25 protein-coding genes are annotated in these 25062 nt (G+C 58.2%); 7 read left to right on the top strand and 18 right to left on the bottom strand.

From position 1 onward, the window contains the following. Positions 1-98 precede the first annotated feature (98 nt). From FPL19_RS11270 to rpoE, 5 genes are all read right to left on the bottom strand, one after another. Entirely contained in the window at positions 99-1508 is a 1410-nt protein-coding gene (locus FPL19_RS11270) for a DegQ family serine endoprotease (RefSeq protein WP_318527395.1), read from the bottom strand. Between the two features lie 107 nt (positions 1509-1615). Further along, the gene (locus FPL19_RS11265; protein ID WP_150912664.1) at positions 1616-2065 is read right to left on the bottom strand and encodes a SoxR reducing system RseC family protein; all 450 of its coding nucleotides are present in this window, start codon (positions 2063-2065) and stop codon (positions 1616-1618) included. After that, on the bottom strand, positions 2062-3063 hold the full coding sequence (locus FPL19_RS11260) for a MucB/RseB C-terminal domain-containing protein (RefSeq protein WP_150912663.1): 1002 nt from the start codon (positions 3061-3063) through the stop codon (positions 2062-2064). The genes FPL19_RS11265 and FPL19_RS11260 overlap by 4 nt, the downstream gene beginning before the upstream one ends. After that, a complete protein-coding gene (locus tag FPL19_RS11255) occupies positions 3063-3596 on the bottom strand; it encodes a sigma-E factor negative regulatory protein (RefSeq protein ID WP_150912662.1) in 534 nt (177 codons plus the stop codon). The genes FPL19_RS11260 and FPL19_RS11255 overlap by 1 nt, the downstream gene beginning before the upstream one ends. A 14-nt stretch (positions 3597-3610) precedes the next feature. Continuing rightward, positions 3611-4228: an RNA polymerase sigma factor RpoE gene (gene rpoE / locus FPL19_RS11250; RefSeq protein ID WP_150912661.1), complete on the bottom strand. Its 618-nt coding sequence runs from the start codon at positions 4226-4228 to the stop codon at positions 3611-3613. Positions 4229-4423: 195 nt separating this feature from the next. On the opposite strand from rpoE, the gene nadB reads away from it, so the two are divergent. The 5 genes from nadB (at position 4424) to FPL19_RS11225 (ending at position 8777) form a co-directional block, all read left to right on the top strand. Further along, positions 4424-6028, top strand: a complete 1605-nt coding sequence (nadB, locus tag FPL19_RS11245; protein WP_191965305.1) for an L-aspartate oxidase — start codon at positions 4424-4426, stop codon at positions 6026-6028. A gap of 42 nt (positions 6029-6070) precedes the next feature. Continuing rightward, positions 6071-6337: an FAD assembly factor SdhE gene (locus FPL19_RS11240; RefSeq protein ID WP_150912659.1), complete on the top strand. Its 267-nt coding sequence runs from the start codon at positions 6071-6073 to the stop codon at positions 6335-6337. Continuing rightward, positions 6303-6803: a hypothetical protein gene (locus tag FPL19_RS11235; protein ID WP_191965270.1), complete on the top strand. Its 501-nt coding sequence runs from the start codon at positions 6303-6305 to the stop codon at positions 6801-6803. The genes FPL19_RS11240 and FPL19_RS11235 overlap by 35 nt, the downstream gene beginning before the upstream one ends. A 14-nt stretch (positions 6804-6817) precedes the next feature. After that, positions 6818-7810: a CAF17-like 4Fe-4S cluster assembly/insertion protein YgfZ gene (gene ygfZ / locus FPL19_RS11230; RefSeq protein ID WP_150912657.1), complete on the top strand. Its 993-nt coding sequence runs from the start codon at positions 6818-6820 to the stop codon at positions 7808-7810. A 133-nt stretch (positions 7811-7943) separates the two neighbouring features. Then, complete coding sequence (locus FPL19_RS11225) at positions 7944-8777, top strand: HDOD domain-containing protein (protein WP_150912656.1); 834 nt, start codon at positions 7944-7946, stop codon at positions 8775-8777. A gap of 146 nt (positions 8778-8923) precedes the next feature. Here the strand turns inward: FPL19_RS11225 and ung are convergent, their stop codons facing one another. The 13 genes from ung to ffh form a co-directional block, all read right to left on the bottom strand. Beyond that, positions 8924-9658 (bottom strand): uracil-DNA glycosylase, encoded by a 735-nt coding sequence (gene ung, locus FPL19_RS11220; RefSeq protein WP_150912655.1) that lies wholly within the window; start codon positions 9656-9658, stop codon positions 8924-8926. 2 nt (positions 9659-9660) lie between these two features. Continuing rightward, entirely contained in the window at positions 9661-11199 is a 1539-nt protein-coding gene (gene lysS, locus FPL19_RS11215) for a lysine--tRNA ligase (RefSeq protein ID WP_150912654.1), read from the bottom strand. A gap of 75 nt (positions 11200-11274) precedes the next feature. Beyond that, positions 11275-12370, bottom strand: a protein-coding gene (gene prfB, locus FPL19_RS11210; RefSeq protein WP_150912653.1) for a peptide chain release factor 2 whose coding sequence is annotated in 2 segments (ribosomal slippage) — positions 11275-12297 and positions 12299-12370 — 1095 coding nt in all. Because the reading frame shifts where the segments join, the coding sequence is not laid out codon by codon here. 289 nt (positions 12371-12659) lie between these two features. Further along, complete coding sequence (recJ, locus tag FPL19_RS11205) at positions 12660-14396, bottom strand: single-stranded-DNA-specific exonuclease RecJ (protein ID WP_150912652.1); 1737 nt, start codon at positions 14394-14396, stop codon at positions 12660-12662. Positions 14397-14401: 5 nt separating this feature from the next. Then, positions 14402-15802, bottom strand: a complete 1401-nt coding sequence (gene thrC / locus FPL19_RS11200; protein ID WP_150912651.1) for a threonine synthase — start codon at positions 15800-15802, stop codon at positions 14402-14404. A gap of 26 nt (positions 15803-15828) precedes the next feature. Continuing rightward, positions 15829-17133, bottom strand: coding sequence for a homoserine dehydrogenase (locus tag FPL19_RS11195; RefSeq protein WP_150912650.1), 1305 nt, complete (start codon positions 17131-17133; stop codon positions 15829-15831). Between the two features lie 89 nt (positions 17134-17222). After that, positions 17223-17969, bottom strand: a complete 747-nt coding sequence (locus tag FPL19_RS11190) for a DsbC family protein (RefSeq protein WP_318527386.1) — start codon at positions 17967-17969, stop codon at positions 17223-17225. Between the two features lie 151 nt (positions 17970-18120). Then, positions 18121-19053, bottom strand: coding sequence for a site-specific tyrosine recombinase XerD (xerD, locus tag FPL19_RS11185; protein WP_191965269.1), 933 nt, complete (start codon positions 19051-19053; stop codon positions 18121-18123). A gap of 81 nt (positions 19054-19134) precedes the next feature. After that, positions 19135-19491 (bottom strand): 50S ribosomal protein L19, encoded by a 357-nt coding sequence (gene rplS / locus FPL19_RS11180; protein WP_150912649.1) that lies wholly within the window; start codon positions 19489-19491, stop codon positions 19135-19137. A gap of 24 nt (positions 19492-19515) precedes the next feature. Then, positions 19516-20274, bottom strand: a complete 759-nt coding sequence (trmD, locus tag FPL19_RS11175) for a tRNA (guanosine(37)-N1)-methyltransferase TrmD (RefSeq protein ID WP_150912648.1) — start codon at positions 20272-20274, stop codon at positions 19516-19518. Positions 20275-20276: 2 nt separating this feature from the next. Beyond that, positions 20277-20804 (bottom strand): ribosome maturation factor RimM, encoded by a 528-nt coding sequence (rimM, locus tag FPL19_RS11170; protein WP_150912647.1) that lies wholly within the window; start codon positions 20802-20804, stop codon positions 20277-20279. Positions 20805-20838: 34 nt separating this feature from the next. Continuing rightward, positions 20839-21084, bottom strand: a complete 246-nt coding sequence (gene rpsP, locus FPL19_RS11165) for a 30S ribosomal protein S16 (RefSeq protein ID WP_150912646.1) — start codon at positions 21082-21084, stop codon at positions 20839-20841. Positions 21085-21236: 152 nt separating this feature from the next. Beyond that, positions 21237-22625 (bottom strand): signal recognition particle protein, encoded by a 1389-nt coding sequence (gene ffh / locus FPL19_RS11160; protein ID WP_150912645.1) that lies wholly within the window; start codon positions 22623-22625, stop codon positions 21237-21239. Positions 22626-22803: 178 nt separating this feature from the next. Here ffh and FPL19_RS11155 point away from each other — a divergent pair, with 178 nt between their 5' ends. Beyond that, a complete protein-coding gene (locus FPL19_RS11155) occupies positions 22804-23610 on the top strand; it encodes a cytochrome C assembly family protein (protein WP_150912644.1) in 807 nt (268 codons plus the stop codon). Between the two features lie 88 nt (positions 23611-23698). Then, complete coding sequence (locus FPL19_RS11150; protein ID WP_150912643.1) at positions 23699-24979, top strand: HlyC/CorC family transporter; 1281 nt, start codon at positions 23699-23701, stop codon at positions 24977-24979. Positions 24980-25062 lie beyond the last annotated feature (83 nt).

Below are 25062 nucleotides of genomic sequence, written 5' to 3'. Positions count from 1 at the left end.
TGTTGTTTGCGGGGATTATAACAAAAGCCCCCGGGCCTGTCGTTTCCATCGACAGCTCCGGGGGCCTTCGGTCATCACTTAAATGAGCAACCTGTCGGTCAGGGTTTCATGACCAGATACAAAGGCCTGCCCTGGCGAACAACCCGGACTGATACCGCGCTGTCGTCAGGTAGTGACTCCACGGCTTGCCGGAAGTCTTCCACCGAACTGACGTTTTTGCGGTTAAGCTCGGTAATCACGTCGCTGGGGCGAATTCCGGCGTCCCGGGCCGGGCCCGGCGCCACACGGGTTACTGCAACACCGCCGGACGACAGCCCCCAGGCATCGACAATATCCTGAGGTACTGGCTCTACCGTCAGCCCAAGTGGCGCGGACGACGGCTGGTTGTTGTCCGGTGACTGGGACTTGCCTGCCACCTCACCCTCTTCTGGCAACTGGCCGATTTCCACTTCCACGGTGATGATGTCGCCATTGCGCATGACTTTCAAAGTCGCCGTCTCGCCCACGGGCGTGCGACCCACCATTGGCGGCAGATCGGAGGAAAGCGTGATCGGCTCACCTTCATACTCAAGCACGATATCGCCCGGCTTCAGCCCTGCAGCCCGGGCCGGAGAATCCATCATGACCTCGGCCACAAGCGCGCCACGCGGCTTGTCCAGACCAAAGGACTGTGCAAGATCCCGGTTCACTTCCTGGATCAGTACGCCAAGCCAGCCTCGGGATACCGAACCTTCATCACGGATCTGGCGGAACACATTCATGGCAGTATCGATGGGAATGGCAAAGGACACGCCCATGAAACCACCGGAGCGGGTGTAGATCTGGGAATTGATCCCGACAACTTCACCGTCCATGTTGAACAGGGGGCCGCCAGAGTTACCGGGATTGATGGCAACGTCCGTCTGTATGAAGGGCACATAGTTCTCGGACGGCAGGGACCGACCCAGGGCGCTCACGATGCCTGAGGTTACCGTGTAGTCAAAGCCGAAGGGCGAGCCAATAGCCAGCACCCACTCGCCCACTTCAAGATCTTCGGACTTGCCGATCTGCACAACCGGCAGGTCTTCCGAGTCTTCAATCTTGAGAACGGCCATATCTGACCGTGGGTCGGTGCCCACAAGCTTGGCGGGCAGTTCACGGCGGTCATTCAACCGTACGATGATCTCATCCGCGCCTTCAACAACATGGTTGTTGGTGAGCACGTAGCCATCACGGGACACGATAAAACCGGACCCCATAGATTGACGAGGGGCCTGCTGACCGGGACCACCGCCACCATAGGGCGACTGGGGACCGCGGAAAAAGTCCTGGAAAAATTCCGGAAGCTGTTCGAACTGACGCTGGTCAAACGGGCTGCCCTGCGCGCCACCGGCGGTTTTGCGCTCTGTAGTGGTACTGATATTCACCACGGCAGCTGAATTGTCCTTAACCAGATCAGTGAAATCGGGCAGGCTGCTGGCCGAAACGGCAGGAGCAAGCACCGCGAATATAAAGACCATCACCAGCATAGACTGGCGGAGAGGGTTAATCGTCTGCATTCCGAACTCCCATTAAACATCGGTATTCAATTTACTGTGTGGGCTGAGGACTTAATTTCAACAGCCTTACCAAAGCTTCATCCTGGCGGCATCTGACTGACGGGCACAATATTGACCAGTGCGGGCTCGAAGCGGGCGCCCACGCGGGACTGGCCAAACCGGGCGAAAACAAACCCGCCGGCCAACCCGCCAATGGCACCGACGATTGCCCCGGTATCCTCAGCCGGAAACCACTGTTGTCCCAGCACTGCGCCCACGACCATCAGCAGCAGCGGCAAGGCATAGACCAGCAACGAGGCCGAGAGCAGCGCCGATTCGGCGATCGCAACAGTGACTTCATCGCCCACCCTGGCACCGAGATGGTTATCAACCAGCACCTGATTTGCCCGGCCGCTGGAGGCACTGGCAAGCACGCGCTGGCCACAGCCGTTACGTACCGAGCAAGACTCACAGGCGCTGGCCCGGATGGTCTGTACCCATGCTTTCTGTCCTTTGAGGGCAATCACTTTTCCCGTCTCCGTGATCACGGCTGAGCGCTCCCGAGAACACCTGAGTCCTCAATGGTTACGGATTGGGCTACCTTTAGCGCCGTTTCCAGCGGCACCTCCCCGATCACGGTCACCAGAAACTCCTGCGGTTTACTTTCCAGCTTCTGCATATAGACCGTGGTAGCGCCAATTTTTGAGGAGCCAGATGGCATTTCAATCCCCGTCGCCGGCTCCACGAACACGGAGAACGATGCCAGTCCATCAGAGAAGGCCACGGCATTTTCACTGCCCGGGACCGTGGCAGCCACCGGCTGAAAACCCGGCGGTTTCCAGCCCAGGGCCCAGCCGTTATTGTTTGTTGCGCCGGCGTCGGGTTCTGAAGACGCCTGTGGTAACAGCGTTCTGCTCACTTCAAGGCCCTCTGACTGAATCCTGAACGCCTGATCCGGCAGACTGTCACTCAGTGTCAGGCTGGTAAAATGAAAGTATTCCAGTACTTGGCCCGAGCCGGACAATACCTTGCCCTTGATGGGCAGGCCCGTTGACTTCTCAAGCCAGAGTTGATGGCTGTATCGAAGGCTGTCGGTGGCATTGAGCATGAGCTTTACGACTTCGTGCCCGGCAATGCGGTCATCCCCGGCAACCTCGGGGCGGTAAAACCGGCCAACCGGCGCAAGCTGACGGGTATAGGCGCCTGCAAACGGCCCCGAAGGCATCACGTGATTCAGCTCCAGGCGGCCCTGCTCCGGCAGGACACACACCACATTCATACCCTTGCGGACAATCTCGCCGGCCTTGCCATCCTGCATCACCAGCCGTTCCTCAACCTGCCCGTTCTGAAAACGATGGGCTATCTGCATGGAGCTGACCTGATCACCCCGGACGTAAACAAACACACCCTGATAGGAGGTTTTCGCCAGCGCCGGCCCCATCCGTTGCAACCAGTATTCCGGATCTCTCGGGCCCTCCGCCGCCGCAAACGCCGGCAATGCAAGAGACGAAAGAAGTGTAAAAAGCAGACATCGGGAAAAGCGCATCAGTTACCGGTCCCCGAGGCACTCACCGCCCGCGCGTACCCAACCGACGCGTGGCTGGCGCCGATACTGTTGTGCTGTGCATGTTTAAGCAGGTAGCGGTTCAATTGTTCACGTTGCTGCTCGTCCAGTCCCTGAAGTGAAAGATCGGGAATCTCTGCGGCCGCAGCTGCCTGCTCTGTTTGAAGAGGATCCGAGTTCCATCCGGCACCGGCGCTGAATCCCACGGCAAGAGCGAGAGCCACCATCGCAGCCGCCGGCCACTTCCAGGTCTGGCGCAATGGAATCTGCATGGGTTTCGGTAATGGACCGGGCGCGCGGCCCTGACCTTCAAGCACATCCCGTACGCCCTCGCTCACATCGATGGAGTCAACGGCCGGATGCCTGTGCTGGATCAAATCACGCACCTGCTGCCAACGCTGGAACTGGGTGCATACTTCATCCTGGTTATCATGGGACAGCAACCGACGAACCGACAGCTCATCAGCCTCATCGTCCATCATTGCTGACAGGGTTTCTTTCAGACGATCATCCATGGGATGCAACCTCTTTAAGTCCGCGTGTCGCTCAGTAACGGGCCCAGGTGCCGGTCAACCGACTCCCGCGCCCTGAATATTCTGGACCTCACCGTGCCGATCGGGCACTCAAGAATCCCGGCAATATCTTCATAACTCAGTCCATCGTATTCGCGCAGCAGGAACGCTGATCTGAGCTCTTCCGGCAAAGCCGCGATAGCAGCTTCCAGCTCCCGCTCCAACTGGTCTCTATGCAACAGCCGATCCGGAGAAGCCGTATCCCGAAGCCGGAAGCCATCCTCAAAATTCTCTGCATCGGCCGCATCAGCGCCACTTTGGGGCCGGCGCGCCCTGGACTCCAGAAAGTTCTTAGCCGTGTTAACGGCGATCCGGTAGAGCCAGGTGTAGAAGGCACTGTCGCCCCTGAAACGGTCAATAGCACGGAACGCCTTAACGAAGGTTTCCTGGGTCAAATCCATCACTTCCGGCTGGTCGTACACATAACGTCCGATGATGGAGGCAACCCTGGACTGGTACTTGACCACCAGCAGATCAAACGCCGACCGGTCACCATGACGAACCTTCCGCACCAGCTGGAGGTCCGTCTGGCTGTCGCTCTGGTCCTCTTTGTACTTTTCAGAATCCGCTGTCATGGACGAAGCGCCCGGCCTCCGATGGGCTCCAGCCGACTGGCCGGAGTAAATGCGACTTGGAGTATTCATGCACCTGCCCAGCGTCCGATTCCGTTTCATGCCGTTTAAACTGCGGCATCCCGTTCGGCCAAATAGACAGCAGGCGCAAAGTTTAGTTCAATACACAACCACATTATGGCCCGCGATAACAACCTGATGCCACACTCCCACGAATTCGATGTACTGATAATTGGCAGCGGCGCAGCAGGGCTGACGGTCGCCCTGAATCTGCCGGCTCACCTTCAGATAGCAGTGATCAGCAAAAGCGACATCAGCAGCGGCGCGACCCTCTGGGCCCAGGGCGGCATTGCAGCGGTGCTGGACGACACCGACTCGCTGGAAAACCACATCACCGATACGCTCAACGCCGGCGGCGGTTTGTGCCATGAAGACGCCGTCAGATTTACCGTGGAGCACGGTCGGGAAAGCATTGACTGGCTGATCGACAGCGGCGTGGATTTCAGCCGCGACGAGCAAGCCCAGTATCACCTGACGCGGGAGGGTGGCCACAGCCACCGTCGGATTATTCATGCCGCCGACGCCACCGGCCACGCCGTGTCAACGACCCTGGCATCCCAGGCGATGGCACGGGAAAACATCCACCTGATGTCTCGCCGGGTAGCGGTGGACCTGATCACCAACCGGAAGCTGGCTCTGCCCGGCAATGCCTGCGTGGGTGCCTACATCCTTAATCTGGAAGACAACCACGTTGAGCTTTTCCGCGCCCGCTTTACCATCATCGCCACCGGCGGCGCCAGCAAGGCCTATCGCTACACCACCAATCCCGATGGTGCTTCCGGCGATGGCATTGCGATGGCCTGGCGCGCGGGTTGCCGGGTCGGGAATATGGAGTTCAACCAGTTCCACCCCACCTGCCTGTATCACCCCCATGCCAAGTCGTTTCTCATAACCGAGGCCGTAAGGGGTGAAGGCGGGGTGTTGCGGCTACCCGGCGGTGAACGCTTTATGGACCGGTTCGATGAACGGGCAGAGCTGGCTCCCCGGGACATTGTTGCCCGGGCCATTGACCACGAGATGAAACGCCTGGGTGCCGACCACCTGTACCTTGATATCAGCCACCAATCCCGGGACTTCATCAAACACCACTTCCCTACCGTCTATGAAAAGTGCCTGACCTTCGGCATCGACATGTCCCGGGAACCGATACCGGTGGTACCGGCTGCCCACTATACCTGCGGCGGTGTTGTAAGCGACGAACGCGCCCGCACTGACATCAATCAGTTGTACGTGGTGGGTGAGGCCGCCTTCACCGGCCTTCATGGCGCCAACCGCATGGCCAGCAATTCCCTCCTGGAGTGTCTTGTATACGGCCGCGCGGCCGCCGCCGACATTACCCGCCGGGAATCCGACATTCCGGCGCCACCGCAGGCGCCGGACTGGGATGAAAGCCAGGTACGGGATTCCGACGAAGACGTGGTAATCTCCCACAACTGGGACGAACTCAGACACTTCATGTGGGATTATGTGGGCATCGTGCGGACCACCAAGCGTCTGCAACGGGCGAAACACCGTATCGACCTGCTGGAGCGGGAAATAGGGGAATTCTATAGCAACTACCGGGTCTCCAATGACCTGCTGGAGCTGAGGAACCTGGTGACCGTTGCCGACCTGATCATCTGCTCGGCCCTGCAGCGCCGTGAAAGCCGGGGCCTGCATTACACTCTGGACTTCCCCGGCCTGCTCAATGAGGCAAAAGACACCATACTGACTCCCTCGACCTACCGGAGCCCCAGGCCCTGATAGTTCAGTCATCGAACATCGACCGCTTAAACGAGAGGCACAATGTCTGATAACGCGTCTGATAACGCCGAATTCAATCGCCTATGGTGGCATAGCCGAAGAGGCATGCTTGAGCTGGACGTTCTGCTCATACCCTTTCTGGAGCAGGCCTACCGCGATCTTCCCGCTGAAGATCAGGCTTGCTACCACAAGCTGATCACCTGCGAAGACAACGATATGTTTGAATGGTTCATGCAACGAAACCGGCCCGATGACCCGGACCTCCAGCGCATCGTTGATATTATTCTCAGCCGTGTCCAGCCGGATTGATATTCCGCTTCGTCCGAGTGGGAGGGTCGGTTGTCTGGCGGCCCTGCCCTGGATGGTACTTTGCGGCTTTATTCTGATCCTTGCCGGAACCCATGGCGTTTCGTTCCTGATGCTGCTGCCAATTGCCCTGGCCGGGGCCCTGTACCAGTGGAACCTCAACGGGCGCCTTTGCCTGGAACGCTCCATCACCCGCCTGACCATCACTGATCAAGGGTTACAGGTGCAACAGCGCAATGGCATGCAGTTCCTTGCCAGCGTCGGGCCACAGAGCAGGCTTTATCCCGCCCTGATAATCTTGAAACTCAATCCTGATGACGCCACATACAAGTCGAGTTCAGTGTTACTGTGGGCCAGAAACGGGCAGTCCGTCGACAGCCCCGGAAACATCGCCGGTGACCTGCACCGCCAGTTGAGAGCCTGGTTGCGTCTGGGGTCCGCGGGCGAGCGTTCCACTCAAAGCCAATAGTTCAGGAGAACGTCATGTCTGACCCGCAAGCTCCGGTCGCCACATTCCCGTTACCGGATGCCTCACGTATCACTGTATCTGACCAGGTGATTGTGCGGGTTTCCGGCGCGGGCACCGACAAGTTCCTGCAAGGGCAGTTCAGCCAGCAGATGGCGGATGTCACCGAGCGGTATTCACCAAGAGCGGCCGCCTGTTCACCAAAGGGGCGCGCCTACTGCCTGACCCGTATGGTCCGGGACGGCGAGGATGTGCTGATGGCATTGCCGGCGTCATTAGCGGAAGACACCATCAGCCATCTGCGCAAATACCTGATGCTGTTTCGCGGCACGTCGATGGAGGTGGATGAGAGCGCGACCCTAATCGGACTGCTGGGCAAGCCGGCGGCCGAAGCAGTCACGGAGGATCCGGTGGGAAAACTGCCGGCTCCGGGAGACTCTCTTGGCTTTCCCGGCGGTCGCCTGATTCGCACCATGGATACCGGTGACGGGCTGATACGTTTTGAACTCTGGCAGACTGGTGAAATGTCCGCCGAGTGTCGGGAAGCGCTGGACGCCCTGAGAGAAGATCAGCCCGTTACCTGGCAAGCATCGGAGATCGCGGCCGGCGTGGCAGCGCTGTCGCCGGACACCCGGGAAAGCTATGTGCCCCAGATGCTGAACTGGCAACATCTCGGTGGCGTGCACTTTAAAAAGGGCTGTTACACCGGTCAGGAAGTCATTGCCCGCATGCATTTTCTTGGTCAGCTCAAGAAGAGCCTGTTCCGCTTGTGGTGCCCTGCTGAAGGCGAGCGGCTGTCGCCCGGCATGGCGCTCGTCAGGAACGACAAGGCGGTGGGCGAGATTGTCAATGCCGTGCAACTGTCTGATGGTCATTCGGAATGTCTTGCGGTGGTAAGACACGATGCCTCAGACTCAGACCTGGCACTCAAACATGCGCCTGGCATACTGCTAAAACAACTCCCGTTGCCTTATGCCGTGCCGGAGCGGGAGCAGCCCGCCGAATCCTGATACATAAGATCACAGGAAGAATCCTCAAAATTTGCTATAACTGACTGCACATCTTAAACATTCGCCCCGACCCTCAATCTCTTCACCGGCCGGGGCGGCCAAGTCTCTAACAATGCGCGGACCGTGACTGACCATGTCGAATATTGTTGAAACAATAAAAACCGATCTGACCAATGCCATCGAAAACGACAAGCTCGTTTTGCCAACCTTGCCCGAGGCGGCTTTGCAGGTGCGGGAAATTGCCGAGAACGAGGATTCGGCAATACTGGATCTGGTCAAGGTTATCAGCAACGACACTGCGCTTTCCGCGCGGATTATCCGGGTCTGTAACAGCCCGCTGTTCCGGGGCAGCCGGGCCATTGAAAACCTGAACATGGCAGTCAGCCGGCTGGGTATGGCCTACACCAGTAACCTGGCCATGGGTCTGGCCATGGAGCAGATGTTCCAGGCCACGTCGGAGATGATAGACAAGCGTCTGCGCGCTACCTGGCAGACCAGTACCGAGGTGGCAGGCGTCTGTCACGTACTGGCCCAGAACTACACCAAGCTGAAGCCTGACCAGGCGACTCTGGCGGGGCTGGTACACCTGATTGGGGTGCTGCCCATTCTGCGCTACGTTGAGGACAGTGATATCCAGATCAGCAGTATCATGCTGGATAATGTGATTGATGAGCTTCACCCGCGTATTGGCGCTGCCATTCTGAAGAAGTGGGATTTCCCCAAGGAGCTACAGAATGTGCCGCTGGAATTTGCCAATTTCCAGCGTGAGGTGCCGTCTGCGGATTACGCTGATCTGGTGATGATCGCCAATTTGCAGTTGATTTCAGGCATGGATCATCCCTGGAACGAGATTGATCGCCATTCGATTTCGGCGTTCGGTCGGCTGGGGCTGGATCCGGAAGCGGATATGAACGAGGAAGAGGACCTGAATGCCCAGATGGAAGCGGCTATGGCGCTTTTGAAGTAAGCGACTCTCGTTAGTTTGGTTGCCTTGGGGGCCTTCCAGCAAGTGGGTCGGCCTTCCCTAACACGCTGTAAATACTTCCATGTACGCTCGGGCTCCGCCATCCATGGCTCCGCACGGTTTGGTAAGGCCAACCCACTTACTGGAGTTCAGGCTTTGCCGTAGCGCTTCAACAGTTCTTGTTTTGATGGCAGCGCCCAATCAATCGGTTGCTTACCTTTCTGTTCGAGCCACTCGTTCGCCTTTGAGAAATGCTTGCTCCCGAAGAAACCGCGATACGCACTCAGAGGTGACGGGTGTGGACCTTCCAGAACCAGGTGTCGGCCGCGGTCGATGCTTTTGCCTTTCTTGCGGGCGTGGCTGCCCCAGAGTAGAAACACCACCCCTTCCCGCTCGCGATTGACCAGGTCGATGACACGGTCCGTGAACGTTTCCCAGCCCTGTCCCTGGTGGGCGCCTGCCTGGCCCTGGACAACGGTCAGTACCGTGTTCAGCAGCAACACGCCCTGCTCTGCCCAGGTTTGCAGGCAGCCGTGATCCGGCGGTGAGAAGCCAACATCTTCCCGCAGTTCTTTGAAGATATTCTGCAGTGACGGGGGGTTCGGAACATGGGGGCGGACGGAGAACGACAGGCCGTGGGCCTGGCCGGGGCCGTGATAGGGGTCCTGGCCGAGGATCACCACGGAAACGTTTTCCAGGGGCGTGCTGTTCAGGGCGTTGAATACGAATCGCCGGGGCGGGAACAGGGTTTTGCCGGTGGCGTCTTCGGCGGCCAGGAATTCCGCCAGTGCCCGCATGTAGGGTTGGCGGAATTCGCCTTCCAGGTTTTCAAGCCACCCGCGGTCTGGCCGCAGGTGGCCTGCCAGCTCGTCCGCGGGGTGCATGATTACTCGGCCTCTTTGGCTTTGGTCTGGTCCGCTTTATGTTCCGGGCGCATGGCGGGGAACAGGATGACGTCGCGGATGGACGGGCTGTCAGTCAGCAGCATGGCCAGGCGGTCGATGCCAATGCCCTCGCCTGCGGTGGGCGGCAGCCCGTATTCCAGGGCCATGACGTAGTCTTCGTCGTAGAACATGGCTTCGTCGTCGCCGGCATCTTTTTCGGCCACCTGCTCACGGAAGCGCTCGGCCTGGTCTTCGGCGTCGTTCAGCTCCGAGAAGCCGTTGGCGATTTCGCGGCCACCCACGAAGAACTCGAATCGCTCGGTCACGAACGGGTCGTTGTCCTTGCAGCGGGCCAGGGGTGACACTTCCTTCGGGTAGTCGGTGATGAAGGTGGGCTGCAGCAGGCGATGCTCGGCGGTCGCTTCGAAGATTTCGATCTGTACCTTGCCACGGCCCCAGCTGTCTTTCAGCTTGATGCCAAGCTCTTCGGCCACCTTGCGGGCGCCGGCGTCGTCGGCCAGTTGCTCGGCACGGATGTCCGGGTTGTAGCGCAGGATGGCGTCGACCACGGTCAGGCGCTCGAAAGGCTTGCCGAAGTCGTACTCCACCGATTCTTCCTCGCCGTTGGCCAGGGTGCGGGTGTTGACCACGGTCGTGGTGCCGAGGACCTTCTGGGCAATGGTGCGCAGCATGTCTTCGGTCAGGTCCATCAGGTCGTTGTAGTCAGCATAGGCCTGGTAGAACTCCACCATGGTGAATTCGGGGTTATGCCGGGTCGACAGACCTTCGTTGCGGAAGTTGCGGTTGATTTCGAAAACACGCTCAAAGCCGCCGACCACCAGGCGCTTCAGGAAAAGTTCCGGGGCGATGCGCAGGTACATATCCATACCCAGCGCGTTGTGGTGGGTCACAAACGGCCGCGCCGTTGCGCCACCGGGGATGACCTGCAGCATGGGTGTCTCCACTTCCATGAAGTCCCGGTCGGTAAAGTACTGGCGCATGGTGTTGATGATTTTTGACCGCGCAAAGAACACACGACGGCTGTCTTCGTTGACCATCAGATCCACATAGCGGTGACGATACCGGGCCTCGGTATCCGTCAGGCCCTTGTGCTTTTCTGGCAGCGGACGCAGGGATTTGGTCAGCAGCACATACTCGTCCATGGTGACGTACAGGTCGCCCTTGCCGGATTTACACAGGATTCCACGTACCCCGACGATGTCCCCCAGATCCCAGTGTTTGGTGTCTTTCTGCACGTCTTTGGTGGCATAGATCTGGATGCGGCCGGTCATGTCCTGAACCACCTTGAACGCCTTGCGGTCGAGCATCATGCGACCGGCAACCGCCACCTGAATGCCCATCTCGGCAAGCTCTTCCTTGGTCTTGTCACCGTATTTTGCCTGCAGCTCGGCGGCCGAAGCGTCACGACGAAAGGTGTTAGGAAAGGCATTGCCCTGCTCACGCATGTCAGACAGCTTTGCGCGGCGCTCGGCAATCAGCTTGTTGTCCTCTTGCGGTGCGTTCTGTGGGTGGTCAGTCATGTTGGCTCACTAAAATCGGGATTGTTTCGGGAATGTTAAAGCTGTCGGAAATCAAAACGGCCTTGCCGGCGCCGGTTACAGCGCCATCTTCAGACTGGCTTCGATAAACTTGTCGATATCGCCGTCCAGCACGTTCTGGATGTTGCTGGTCTCGACCCGGGTACGCAGGTCCTTGATCCGGCCATCATCCAGCACGTAGGAGCGAATCTGACTGCCCCAGCCAATATCGGCCTTGGCATCTTCGGCCTGCTGCTTCGCCGCGTTACGCTCCTGCATTTCACGTTCATACAGTTTGGCCTTGAGCTGTTTCATGGCCTGATCTTTGTTCTGATGCTGGCTTCGGCCAGCCTGGCAGGCCACCACAATACCGGTCGGGTTGTGGGTCAGGCGCACCGCGGATTCGGTCCGGTTAACGTGCTGACCACCGGCGCCGGACGCCCGGTAAACGTCGACCCGCAGATCGGACGGATCAATGTTGATCTCGAAGCTGTCATCCACTTCCGGCGAAATAAACACCGATGAAAAGGAGGTGTGACGACGATTGCCGGAATCAAACGGCGATTTGCGCACCAGGCGGTGAACGCCGGTTTCCGTGCGCAGCCAGCCGTAGGCATAGTCACCCTGAATATGAACGGTGGCACTCTTGATGCCGGCCACATCCCCTTCCTGAAGCTCGACGATCTCGGATTTGAAGCCGCGGTGCTCGGCCCAGCGCAAATACATGCGCAGTAGCATGTTTGCCCAGTCCTGGGCTTCGGTGCCGCCGGAACCGGCCTGTATGTCCATATAGGCGTTGTTCGAGTCCATCTCGCCGGAGAACATACGGCGGAACTCAAGCTTTTCCAGCTCTTTGTCCAGGCTTTCCAGATCGGCTTCTATTTCCGCAACCGTACCTTCGTCCTCTTCCTCGGCGGCCATTTCAAGCAGGCTGTCTGCGTCGTTCACGCCGGTGGTGAGGTTGTCGATGGTGCGGACAATCAATTCCAGATCGGAGCGTTCCTTACCCAGCGCCTGGGCCCGCTCGGGGTCTTCCCATACTGAGGGTACTTCCAGTTCACGCTCGACTTCGGTCAGTCTTTCACTTCGCTGGTCGTAGTCAAAGATACCCCCTGAGCGCTTCAGTGCGCTCACGAAGCTCTTTTATCTTCGTAACAATGGGATTAATTTCCATGAATGCCTTACTCGCAATTGGGAAATGAGAGCGATCAAAATCAGACGCGAGATTCTACCGGAAATCGGTCATTAAATCAGCCAGTGGTTTTAAGCTTGGTGCAGGCGCCGGGCGGTCACGACCTCCCAACGCCCGAAAGCTAGGAGTTACCGCAAGAGTCCGATCGGCACGGGGGTGGAGGCCCTTTTCTGCAGGGATAAAGGTGTCTGAGCGAAGCGAGTTCTTTTCCCGAAAGAAAAGAGCTTCCACCCTCGTTCCACCCCCCGGACTCCCAGTCCTGAAAGGTCAGCTACTCCAAAGGTTCAAGGTAATCAATCAACAACTGCAGATTGGTCCGGCCACGAAAGGTATTGGCGTCAGGCTTGTAGACCACCCGGGCGCCGGTGCGGGTGTAGTCAGGCACTTCCGGGCCGGTGTTGAAGGCAATGCCGTCGATGATGCCACCCCCGTCTTCCGGTTGCAGCACCAGCTTCAGGTGGTTCTCGCCGACAATGCGCTGGCTGACCACGCGGAAATTGCCGTCAAACAGCGGCTCCGGGAAATGCTGTCCCCAGGGGCCAGCGCGCTTGAGCAGTGTGGCAGTATCCAGATGGAGTTCGTCAGGATTCAGCGGGCCGTCGGTGGTGATGGCCGCTTCCAGGTCTTCCGCTCGCAAGGTATCGCGTACCGCGCGGTCGAAGGCCTCGCTGAAGGCATCCAGATCATCCCGGAGCATGGTCATACCGGCAGCCATGGCATGGCCGCCGTATTTTTTCATCATGCCCGGATGACGAGCATCCACCACCGCCAGCACATCGCGGATATGCAGGCCCGGGATTGACCGCGCCGAGCCCTTGATGTCGATACCATTTTCGTCCGGCGCAAAGGCAATGGTCGGGCGATGGGTCTGCTCCCGGATACGGGCGGCCAGGATACCAATCACGCCTTGGTGCCAGTCCGTATCGAACAGGGCCAGGCCCCATGGCAGCCCCTCAAGATCCAGGGACATGGACGCTAACAGGTCCTGGGCCTGGGCTTTCATGTCTTTTTCGATCGTCCGGCGTTCCCGGTTGAAGGTATCCAGCTCCCGGGCGAGTCTCATGGCTTCATCCCGGCTGTCCGCCAGCAGGCAGGCGATGCCCACGCTCATGTCATCCAGACGCCCGGCGGCGTTGAGACGTGGGCCGACCACAAAGCCCAGATCGGTAGAACTGATTTCCGTGTGGTCTCGGCCGGCGACTTCCAGCAACGCCAGAATCCCGGGCCTGGCTTCTCCCTGTCGGATTCTTCGCAGGCCCTGCTCGACAAAAATCCGGTTGTTATGGTCCAGCGGCACCACATCGGCCACGGTGCCCAGGGCCACCAGGTCCAGCAGGCTGCCCAGATTGGGTTCCGGCACCGGTAGCTTATCCAGTTCCCGCAGATGTTTGCGCAGTGCGGTCAGCACGTAAAACATCACGCCAACGCCGGCGGCGTGTTTGCTCAGAAAGGGACAGCCGGGCTGGTTCGGATTAACGATGGCGTCGGCATCCGGCAGCACCTCCCCCGCCAGGTGATGATCGGTGACCACCACATTGATGCCCAGATCCTTTGCCGCCCGCACCCCTTCTATAGCGGCAATGCCGTTATCCACGGTGACCAACAGATCCGGCAGGGCGCCCTCTTCCTTCAGCCTTTCTACAATGCCCGGTGTAAGGCCGTATCCGTCCGCAAACCGGCTCGGTACCCGGAAATCCACCCGCTCAAGGCCCAACATACCCAGACCAAGCATGGCCACAGCAGTGCTGGTAGCGCCGTCGGCGTCGAAATCCCCCAGCACCATCACGCTCTGTTTCTCAATAATGGCGGTCGCCAGTAACTGGACGGCGCGATCAATACCCTGTAGCTCCATCGGAGAGGCAAGATGCTTGAGGGTGTAGCTGAGCTGTTCGTCAGAGGTGACGCCGCGGGCGGCGTAGAGGCGTCGCAGAAGTGGAGGCAGGTTGTGGCCCCAGTCCGGCTGGCTATCAGACGGGCCGGGGCGACGCAGGATTTTTTTGGGTGTCATGCCGCTCAGGTATTTTTCCAGTGCCTGGCAATGAATTCCTGGACCTTGGGCAGATCGTTGTCCAGTACCGTGTACTGCTCTTCCCGTTCGAACAGGTCCGCCATGTGCAGCGGGAGTTCCGGTTTGGCCTTCACGCCGGATTCCAGAATCGCATCCGGAAATTTGGCCGGATGGGCAGTGCCCAGGGTAATCATCGGTACCGACGGGTCGCGGCGGCAGTTTCTGGCGGCCCGCACACCGATGGCGGTATGGGGATCCAGAAGGTATTCGTTGCGCTCGAAAATATCCCGAATGGTCTCGGTTGTGCTGGCATCATCCACCGCGTCACTGTCGAACAGCCGACGCGCCGCTTTCCAGCGATAGTCTTCAATCGTCACCGGCCCCTTGGATGCGTTCTCCAAAAGCTCTTTAACCGCCGCCCCGTCACGGCCATGAAGATCAAACAGTAGCCGTTCGAAGTTGCTGGAGACCATGATATCCATGCTGGGTGACAGCGTGTGCTCCAGCGTCTGTTGTTCATAGCGGTTGCCGCTCATGAACCGGTGCAAGATATCGTTGCGGTTGGTGGCAATCACCAGCTGGGAGATGGGCAGCCCCATGTTTCTGGCCAAGTAGCCGGCAAAAATATCGCCGAAATTGCCGGTGGGCACGGAGAACGCCATGCTCCGGTCCGGACCGCCCAGAGCCAGGGACGCATGAAAATAATAGACGATCTGGGCCATGATCCGCGCCCAGTTGATCGAATTTACCGCCGCCAGTTGGGTCTTGCCGCCCAGAAACGACTGGTCACCAAAACTGGCCTTGACCATGCGCTGGCAGTCGTCAAAGTTGCCGCGCACCGCCAGGTTGTGAATATTGTCGCCCTTGACGGTGGTCATCTGCCGACGCTGGACTTCCGACACCCGCTCATAGGGATGCAGAATGAAAATGTCCACGTGTTTACAGCGGCGACAGCCTTCGATGGCTGCCGAACCGGTATCCCCCGAGGTCGCACCCATGATGACCACATGCTGCTGGCGCTTTTCCAGCACGTAATCCAGCAGCCGACCCAGCAACTGCAGCGCGAAATCCTTGAACGCCAGTGTGGGCCCGCGGAACAGCTCTAGCACCCACTCGTTAGTATCAAGCTGAACCAGCGGGGCCACCGCCTGATGGGCAAACACGCTGTAGGTTTCGTCGAGCATCGCCCGGAAGTCTTCCTCCGGCACGGCGTCGTCCACAAACGGGTGCATGACGTTGAATGCCAGCTCGCTGTAGGACAGTCCCCGCCAGCTGCGAATTTCTTCCAGGCTGAAGTGCGGCAGGGACTCGGGAACATAGAGGCCGCCGTCCGGGGCCAGCCCGGTCAGCAGGACATCCTCAAAACCCACCGAGGGCGCTTGGCCCCGTGTACTGATGTATCTCACCGTGTATGTCTCTCTAAACTGAGGGTCTAGCCTTCGAAATTTTCAGCGCGGATGCGGACAACGCGGCCATCAATATCGCTCAGCGCTTCCAGCTCCTCGATGGCGCGGTTCATCTGACGCTCCTGAACCGTGTGGGTCAGAATGATGACCGGGATGCGCCCGTCCTTGAACTCGGATTCTTTCTGCATGATGGATTCGATGTTGATGCCATGCTCGCTCAGAACCGAGGCGATCTTGGCAAGTACGCCGGGGTGGTCCATCGCAGTGATCCGCAGGTAGTAAGCGGACTGGATATCTTCCATTGGCAGCACCGGCAGGTCTTCCATCGCCTCTGGCTCGAAGCCGAGATACGGGACCCGCTGGTCGCTGGCCGCGGCCACCGTACGGGCAGCGTCAATGATATCCGCGATCACCGCTGATGCCGTGGCTTCGTCGCCTGCGCCGGGACCGTAGTACATGGTCTGGCCGACCGCATCGCCGTCCACCAGGACCGCATTGAGTACGCCGTCAACCTGGGCAATCAGATGGCTCCGGGGAACCAGCGTTGGATGCACGCGCAATTCGATGCCGCCTTCACGGCGACGGGCAATACCCAGATGCTTGATGCGATAACCCAGAACTTCGGCGTGGGTAATGTCATAAGGGGTAATTTCGGAAATGCCTTCGGTGTAGGCCTTTTCGAACTGCAGTGGCACACCGAAACCGGCGGAGGCCAGGATGGTGAGCTTGTGCGCGGCATCAATGCCTTCAACGTCAAACGTCGGATCCGCTTCAGCGTAGCCAAGGGCCTGGGCTTCCTTGAGCACTTCGGCAAATTCACGGCCTGCACGCATTTCGGTGAGGATGTAATTGCCGGTGCCGTTAATGATGCCGGCGATCCAGTCCAGCCGGTTTGCCGCCATGCCCTCACGGACCGCCTTGATTACCGGAATACCGCCGGCAACACCGGCTTCATAGGAAACGATGACGTTTTTCTTCGCCGCGGCGGCAAAGATCTCGTTACCATGCACAGCAATCAGCGCCTTGTTCGCGGTGACCACGTGCTTGCCTTTCTCGATGGCCGACATCACCAGTTCCCGCGCGGTGTCATAGCCACCGATGAGCTCCACAACCACATCGATTGAGGGATCATTAACCACATCGAACACATCGGTGCTGAAGGGAATATCGCCCAGATTAATATCGGTTCTGGGTGTGCGGGTCGCCACCCGGGCAACCCGGATATCAATACCGGTGCGGCCCGAAATCAGCTTTGCGTTACGCTCCAGAACGTTGAATGTACCGCCACCGACGGTGCCCAATCCGCAGATTCCGACATTGACCTGTTTCAAACTTTCACCTCTGTTCCCGATAGGTTGCTCAAGCGAGCGACAGTATAACGGTAAATGCCCGCCCGAATAACCCCGTCAGAGCGGGTCGCTTACAGCACTCCCAACACTTCAGCCAGTTGTTTGGCAGGACGATAGCCGGGCACCACCTGGCCATTGTCCAGAATGATTGCCGGTGTTCCCGTCACGCCCACCTGCTGCCCAAGCTGGTACTGGTCTGCCACCGGGTTCTCGCAGGTCTTGCTGTCGATGCTCCGGCCTTGCTTGGCGGCATCCATCGCAGCCTGCTGGTCGTCCGAGCACCATACCGACACATATTTTGCAAAAGATGGTGTATTGGGCCCGGAGCGGGGGAATCCGTAATAGTTGACCGTGATTCCCATGTCGTTGAGCTGGGGCACTTCGTCGTGAAACTTGCGGCAGTAGGGGCAATCAATATCGGTAAAGACGGCAATGGAGGCCTTCTGCTCGCCATTGGCCGGATAGCTGATAATGCCTTCCTGGCCGAACTCGGCCAGGGTTTGCGTTCGCTCGCTCAGGCGCTTCTCTTCCGACAGGTTGGCAATGCCCTGGGAAGTTACCTTGAGCACATCGCCCGTCAGCAGATACTGACCATCTTCAGTGGCCAGAATGCTGCCGCCATTGGTACTCGATACCTCGTAAAGGCCAGGCACCTCAGATTTGCTGACGCCGGTAATGTTCAGTTGCGGTATTGCCGCGGAGAGTTTTTTTGCAATAGCGTCTTCGGCTTCACCAGCCATTGTTTGAACACTGAACAGGCCAGAGACCATTGCAGCCAGACAGATGTTCAATAGAGCGGGCATTTTATATGTGGGCATAGACTTTTCCGGTCATCCAGGGTTAAGAGAGTTCGGGCCAGAAGCGGCAGAGGCTGCGACAGAAAGGCACCGTTAAAGTTCACTGGCAAGAAGCCAAAAGTAACCTGCCCATCACCAATTTGCCAGCGTCACGCCACTGCCTGCCCGGTTGTCAGCCCCGCGGATGATGAGACTGGTGCAGGGACTGCAAGCGCTGACGGGCCACATGAGTGTATATCTGGGTTGTCGATAGGTCGGAGTGCCCCAGCAGCATCTGCACAACCCTGAGATCAGCACCGTGGTTAAGCAAGTGGGTGGCAAAGGCATGCCGTAAGGTGTGGGGAGACAAATGCTTGCGAATCCCCGCGCGCAGGGCGTAATGCTTTATCCGGTACCAGAAGGTCTGCCGCGTCATCGCCGCAGGCCGGTTACCTGGAAAAAGCGCGTCGCAGGGCCGGCTTTTCAGCAGCTCTTTGCGGCCGTGGCGCATATATCTGAGCAGCCAGTCGACGGCTTCTTCCCCCATGGGTACCAGGCGCTCTTTATTGCCTTTGCCGATAATCCGGATGACCCCCTGCCGCAGGTTTACCTCGTCCACCGTCAGCGCCACCAGTTCGGAAACCCTCAGACCGCAGCCGTACAGTATTTCCATCATGGCCTTGTCCCGCAGCTCAATGGGCAGCTCCGGGTCCGGTTCCGCAAGCAGACGCTCAACGTCATCTTCCGAGAGCGAATCCGGTAATTTCTGGGGTAAACGGGGGCTGTCTATCCGCAGAGTCGGGTCTTCGGTAATCAGGCCCTCACGCAGCAGGTAGCGATAGAACCGGCGCAACCCCGACAGGCGTCTTGCCGCAGTGGACGACTTGAAGCCGTCCGCCAGCCCGCTGGAAATCCATCCCAGCAGGTCGCCCCGGCAGACATCCGTCAAGAAAGGCTGGCCTGGCTGCTTCGTCAGCCACGCCGCCAGCCGTTCCAGATCGCTTCGGTAGGCCTGGCGGGTTTTCTCACCCAGGCCATCCTCAAGCCAGATGGCATCACAGAAGCGCTCAACGATGGCCGCATCCGGCGCCCGCACGATTTCCCGGGTTCTGCGTTTATCGGTCATACATAAAAGAAAAGGCAGCCATCGGCCGCCTTTTCTCCTTTCACTGTCTTACCATCCACTGCCCTGGGCACTGGTGGATGCTCAGCCCAGCTTTTCCTTGATGCGAGCTGCCTTACCAGACAGGTCACGCAGATAGTAAAGCTTGGCCTGACGAACATCACCGCGACGCTTCACACTGATGCTTTCGATCAGCTTGGAGAAGGTCTGGAAGGTACGCTCAACGCCAACGCCGTAGGAAATCTTCCGCACGGTGAAAGAAGAGTTCATGCCGCGGTTCCGCTTACCGATCACAACGCCTTCGAACGCCTGCAGACGCTCGCGGTTGCCTTCCGTTACGCGAACCTGAATGACCACGGTGTCGCCCGGTGCAAAGGCCGGAACTTCTTTGGCCATCTGCTCTGTTTCAATCTGACTGATGATGTTGTTCTTGCCGCTCATCGTATTGCTCCTGATACCCAATCTTTAATGCCCTGATGATTCGAAGGCACCCGGTTCGTTTAAAATTTCTTCCAGTAGCTCACGCTCTTCATCCGTAAACACCCGCTTTTCGAGCAGGTCGGGGCGTCGCTCCCGGGTTCGCCTCAGCGACTGCTTGAGCCGCCAACGCCGGATCTGATCATGATGACCGCCCAGTAAAACCTCCGGCACTGTCTGGCCTTCATAGACTTCAGGCCGGGTGTAGTGCGGACAATCCAGCAATCCGTCTGCAAAGGAATCCTGCTCTGCCGACTGCGCATGACCCAGCGCTCCGGGGATGAGACGTGTAATCGCGTCCATGACAACCATGGCTGCCAGTTCGCCACCGGACAACACGAAATCGCCCAGCGACACTTCCCGATCGACTTCCGCCGAAATCAGGCGCTCATCAACACCTTCATAGCGGCCTGCCACCAGTATCAGATTCTGCTCTGAAGCCAGCGACTCGACCACCTTCTGATTCAGTGGCTCACCCTGGGGTGACAGATACACCACGCAGGTTCTGCCAGGGGATGCAGCTCTGGCAGCGTGGATCGCGTCCCTCAGGGGCTGAATTTTCATCAGCATTCCCGGGCCGCCACCGTAGGGCCGATCGTCCACGGTTCGATGGCGATCGTGGGTAAAGTCCCGCGGGTTCCACGTCTGAAACGTCAATAACCCGTCCCGGAACGCCCTGCCGGTTACTCCAACGTCAGTGACCGAGGCAAACATCTCGGGAAACAGACTGACTGCGCCAATCCACACCCCTAAAACTCCGGGTCCCAGTCCACCGTGATTGTCGATTCTGCCAGCGAGACCTGCTTTACCACCTGGTCTGGCAGGTAGGGAATCAGGCGTTCACGCTGATCAATCGACGCATCGGTCGCGCGGACCACCAGCACATCGTTCGCGCCGGTCTCGATCATATGATCGACCAAACCCAGACACTGACCGTCCACCGTGTAAGCCGTCAGTCCTTCGAGCTGATGCCAGTAAAATTCCCCCTCGGGCAATTCCGGCAATTCAGTTGTAGGGACTGTGATATCGGCGCCACAATAGGTGCGGGCAACATCCCGGTCGTCGATACCTTTCAGCCGGACCACGATTCCCTGACCCTGACGACGACCTTCTTCAAGCTTTGCAGAAATCCGTTTACCGTTGTGGACCAGAATCCAGTTCTGATAATCGAGAATTCCGTCTTTGGGATCCGTGTAGGAATAGACTTTAAGCCATCCTTTGACCCCAAAAACCGAGGTAATCTGACCAATCACAGTTTCCTGCGAATCTTTAGTCATGTCGGCACCCCGGTAAACGCTTATTACTCTTACACTAGGCGGCGGCAGCGTCTTTCAGCAGCTTCGCAACCGTTTCGCTGGTCTGGGCGCCCTGGCTCAGCCAGTGATTTACGCGATCCTGATCAACACGCAGGCTTTCTTCCTGGCCACGAGCGACCGGGTTATAGAAGCCAACACGCTCGATGAAACGACCGTCGCGTGATTTGCGGCTGTCAGTGACTGTCAAATGATAGAACGGGCGCTTCTTTGAGCCGCCGCGAGCCAAACGGATTATAACCATTTCGACCAATATCCTGTTCTGATGTACGAACTTTGTACGATTCACACCCGCCAAGCATCGAAAACACTGGCCGGCGCGAAGACCCATACTCGAAAGGGGCGCTATTCTATGCTAATTAAACGCCAAAGAAAACAGGGAAAACGTCCCGGTTTCTACATACGTCCGCGGGGAGGCATACCGCCTCCTGCACCGCCGGGCGGCATCATACCCCCAAGGCCTCGCATCATGTTAGCCATTCCGCCTTTCTTGCCAAACTTCTTCATCATTTTCTGCATCTGCTTGTGCTGCTTAAGCAGGCGGTTGATGTCCTGGATCTGGGTGCCAGAGCCAGAGGCAATACGGCGCTTGCGGGAATTATTGATCACATCCGGGTAACGGCGTTCCTTGGGCGTCATGGAACAGATGATCGCCTCCATCTGCCCCATAGACTTGTCATTGACCTGCTGCTGGGCCATCTGGGCCATCTGCCCCATACCCGGCAGCTTATCCATCAGACCGCCAATGCCGCCCATACTTTTCATCTGCTGCAACTGGTCGCGGAAGTCTTCCAGATCAAAACTCTTGCCTTTCTTGATCTTCTTGGTGAGCTTCTCGGCTTTCTTGTGGTCAATCTTGCGCTCGGCTTCCTCTATCAGGGAGAGCACGTCGCCCATACCCAGAATCCGCGACGCCACCCGATCCGGATGGAATGGCTCAAGCGCATCGGATTTTTCACCCACACCCAGAAACTTGATGGGCTTGCCGGTAATGTGGCGAACAGACAGCGCCGCACCACCGCGGGCATCGCCGTCGGTCTTGGTAAGAACAACACCTGTTAAAGGAAGCGCATCGTTGAAGGCCTTGGCAGTATTCGCCGCGTCCTGACCCGTCATGGCGTCAACAACAAACAGTGTTTCGATGGGCTGAACGGCTTTATGGAGCCGGCCGATCTCGCCCATCATCTGCTCATCAACGGCCAGCCGGCCCGCCGTGTCGAGAATCAGCACATCGATATGCTTTTTACGGGCCGCGTCCATGGCGGCATTGGCGATATCCACCGGATCCTGATCGGCGGAGCTGGGAAAGAACTCGGCGCCCACCTCCCCGGCCAGGGTTTCAAGCTGGCGAATCGCCGCCGGACGGTATATGTCCGCGCTGACCACCATCACCGATTTTTTCTGCCGCTCTTTAAGGAAACGGGAAAGCTTGGCCACCGTTGTGGTCTTACCCGCGCCCTGCAGACCCGCCATCATGATCACCGCAGGCGGCTGGGTAGCAAGGTTCAGGGACTCGTTGCCATCCCCCATCACCCGCTCCAGCTCCTGCTGGACCACTTTTACAAAAACCTGGCCGGGCGTCAGGCTACGCTGGACCTCCTGACCAACCGCGCGCTGACGAACCCCTTCGATAAACTCTTTGACGACCGGCAAGGCGACGTCTGCCTCCAGCAGAGCCATGCGAACTTCCCGCAGGGTCTCCTTGATGTTGTCGTCGGTCAGTCGCGCCTGGCCCGAGATTTTGCGCAAACTGCCGGAAAGTCTGTCCTGAAGGTTTTCAAACATGCTGATCTTCCGTACCCGGATAAATTGATTGCAAAACAAGGAGAAACCCAGTCGGTCTCCTTGATTCCTGTTGCATAATCGCGACATTATAACCAGACTAGCGCCTTGAAACGACCAGCCCGGTCAAATCGGTGTCAATCCCCGCCGATTCTCTGTTTGAATGTGGTTAAAGGAAGTCATGGGAACGCTGATCCTCGCGGTCACCTCGTTACTGCTCTACAGCATTGGCACCGCCCTCCAGGCCCTCAGCTTCCGTGGCAGGGTCCACACCAATACGGCAATAACCTCACTGATCGGCCTCCTCGCGCTGACCAGCCATGGCCTACTGACGGCCCAGACCGTCTACCGTCAGGGCGCCTTTGATTTCGGCTTCTTCCACAGCTCGGTTCTTATTTCCTGGCTGATTGTCTTTCTGCTACTGATCCTGAATCTCCGCAAGCCGGTTCAAAGTCTTTTTCTCGGGGTCTATCCACTGGCGGGGCTGACCATAATAATGGTGCTGGTTAACCATTCATCGTCCCGCGCCGTGCCCGGATACAGCTACGGCATGCTGTCTCATATCGCGCTCTCGATTACCGCCTACAGCCTTTTTACCCTGGCAGCGCTGCAGGCCGTTCTTCTGTATATGCAGAACCGGGGCCTGAAAAGTAACTATAACAGCCTGCTGATCAGAAACCTGCCACCACTCCAGACCATGGAATCAGTGCTGTTCGAGCTGGTGTGGGCGGGCGTTACGCTGCTGGTTCTGGCAATCGCCACCGGAGCCCTGTTCGTGGAAGACCTGTTTGCCCAGGATCTGGCCCACAAAACCGTGTTCTCCCTGCTGTCGCTGGTGGTATTCATCGCTCTGCTGGTCGGCCGGTACATCAGGGGCTGGCGCGGCGTTACCGCAAGCCGCTGGACGCTGGCGGGCTGCGCCCTTTTGATGATGGCCTTTTATGGCAGCAAGTTCGTCCTCGAGCTGATTTTCCAGCGCGGCGTATGAACGCCCCAGATCCCGGCGACCATTACTTGACACCAGACACCGCAAACACCACCTTAACTTCATCCCCGCTACGAAAGGACTCTTTTTCTTGAACGAGACATCGCTCACCGCGCTGTTTATCATCCTGGCCGGCCTGGTTCTGCTTTCAGCTTTCTTCTCCAGTTCCGAAACCGGCATGATGTCGCTCAACCGCTATCGCCTCAAGCACATGGCCAAGACGGGCCATAAAGGTGCCAAGCGCGCCCAGGGACTGCTGAACCGGACGGACCAGCTGATCGGTGTGATTCTGATCGGCAACAACTTCGTCAACATCTTTGCCTCTTCTATCGCCACCGTGATTGCCATCCGGATCTGGGGCGATGCCGGTATCGCCATTGCCACGGTGATGCTCACCATCGTCATACTGATTTTTGCCGAGGTCACACCGAAAACCCTGGCAGCGTTATTTCCCGAGAAAATCGCCTTCCCTGCAAGCCATGTGCTGGGGCCTCTGCTCAAACTGCTGTATCCCGTTGTCTGGGCAGTCAATCTGTTTACCGGCGCCATTCTCAAGATGCTCGGCGTATCAGCAAACGACGCCGCCACTGACCACCTGAGCCGTGAGGAGCTGCGCACCCTGGTCAACGAAGCCGGTGCCCTGATTCCCACCAAGCACAAAGACATGCTGGTGAGCATCCTTGACCTGGAGAAAGTCACCGTCAATGACATCATGGTGCCGAGAAACGAGGTGGTGGGCATTGATCTGGAAGACGACCTCGACACCATCCTGCGCCAGCTCCGAAGCAGTCAACATACCCGGTTGCCGGTGTTCAAGGGCGACATCAATAACATCCAGGGCGTGCTTCACCTTCGCAACGCAACCAAACTGCTGCATCAGGAGGACATCAACAAGGCGATGCTGATGCAGCTTTGCCGGGAGCCCTATTTCATTCCGGAAAGCACACCGCTGAACACCCAGCTGATCAACTTCCAGAAAGAGAAGCGAAGATTTGGCATGGTGGTGGATGAGTACGGCGACGTTCTCGGGCTGGCAACCCTGGAGGACATCCTTGAGGAAATTGTGGGTGAGTTCACCACGGACTACGCCTCCACAAGCCCGGACATCATCCCTCAGGACGATGGCACCTTTATCATCGACGGCACATCCGCCGTTCGCACCATCAACAAGACCCTGGGCTGGAAACTGCCCCTGGACGGCCCCAAAACCCTGAACGGACTGATCACCGAAACACTGGAGAACATTCCGGATACCAACGTCTGCCTGAGGGTAGGCGGGCACCGGGTAGAAGTACTCCAGATAAAGGACAATGTGGTGAAGGCTGCCATTGTCCATCCGATCAAACGAAAGAAAAAAAGGGCTGCACGATAGGCCATTGCCTGTTTTTGTTGATCCTGTGGACGGGTGATCAGATTTTGTTCACACTCGCCTATGTCACCGCGTGTTAAAATGCG

Origin of the sequence: Marinobacter halotolerans, from assembly GCF_008795985.1 — a bacterium.
Taxonomy (GTDB): Bacteria; Pseudomonadota; Gammaproteobacteria; order Pseudomonadales; family Oleiphilaceae; genus Marinobacter; species Marinobacter halotolerans.
This window is presented reverse-complemented; position numbering and strand designations above follow the sequence as displayed.

Excerpts from the sequence above, each read along its gene's own strand:
- rpsP (WP_150912646.1), bottom strand. The coding sequence starts at position 21,084 with ATGGTTATAATCCGTTTGGCTCGCGGCGGCTCAAAGAAGCGCCCGTTC.
- ygfZ (WP_150912657.1), top strand. The coding sequence starts at position 6,818 with ATGTCTGACCCGCAAGCTCCGGTCGCCACATTCCCGTTACCGGATGCC.
- FPL19_RS11260 (WP_150912663.1), bottom strand. The coding sequence starts at position 3,063 with ATGCGCTTTTCCCGATGTCTGCTTTTTACACTTCTTTCGTCTCTTGCA.
- rpoE (WP_150912661.1), bottom strand. The coding sequence starts at position 4,228 with ATGACAGCGGATTCTGAAAAGTACAAAGAGGACCAGAGCGACAGCCAG.
- FPL19_RS11255 (WP_150912662.1), bottom strand. The coding sequence starts at position 3,596 with ATGGATGATCGTCTGAAAGAAACCCTGTCAGCAATGATGGACGATGAG.
- ung (WP_150912655.1), bottom strand. The coding sequence starts at position 9,658 with ATGCACCCCGCGGACGAGCTGGCAGGCCACCTGCGGCCAGACCGCGGG.
- rimM (WP_150912647.1), bottom strand. The coding sequence starts at position 20,804 with ATGACTAAAGATTCGCAGGAAACTGTGATTGGTCAGATTACCTCGGTT.
- nadB (WP_191965305.1), top strand. The coding sequence starts at position 4,424 with ATGCCACACTCCCACGAATTCGATGTACTGATAATTGGCAGCGGCGCA.
- recJ (WP_150912652.1), bottom strand. The coding sequence starts at position 14,396 with ATGACACCCAAAAAAATCCTGCGTCGCCCCGGCCCGTCTGATAGCCAG.
- ffh (WP_150912645.1), bottom strand. The coding sequence starts at position 22,625 with ATGTTTGAAAACCTTCAGGACAGACTTTCCGGCAGTTTGCGCAAAATC.
- rplS (WP_150912649.1), bottom strand. The coding sequence starts at position 19,491 with ATGAGCGGCAAGAACAACATCATCAGTCAGATTGAAACAGAGCAGATG.
- FPL19_RS11270 (WP_318527395.1), bottom strand. The coding sequence starts at position 1,508 with ATGCTGGTGATGGTCTTTATATTCGCGGTGCTTGCTCCTGCCGTTTCG.
- FPL19_RS11155 (WP_150912644.1), top strand. The coding sequence starts at position 22,804 with ATGGGAACGCTGATCCTCGCGGTCACCTCGTTACTGCTCTACAGCATT.
- FPL19_RS11190 (WP_318527386.1), bottom strand. The coding sequence starts at position 17,969 with ATGCCCACATATAAAATGCCCGCTCTATTGAACATCTGTCTGGCTGCA.
- xerD (WP_191965269.1), bottom strand. The coding sequence starts at position 19,053 with ATGACCGATAAACGCAGAACCCGGGAAATCGTGCGGGCGCCGGATGCG.
- FPL19_RS11240 (WP_150912659.1), top strand. The coding sequence starts at position 6,071 with ATGTCTGATAACGCGTCTGATAACGCCGAATTCAATCGCCTATGGTGG.
- lysS (WP_150912654.1), bottom strand. The coding sequence starts at position 11,199 with ATGACTGACCACCCACAGAACGCACCGCAAGAGGACAACAAGCTGATT.
- FPL19_RS11225 (WP_150912656.1), top strand. The coding sequence starts at position 7,944 with ATGTCGAATATTGTTGAAACAATAAAAACCGATCTGACCAATGCCATC.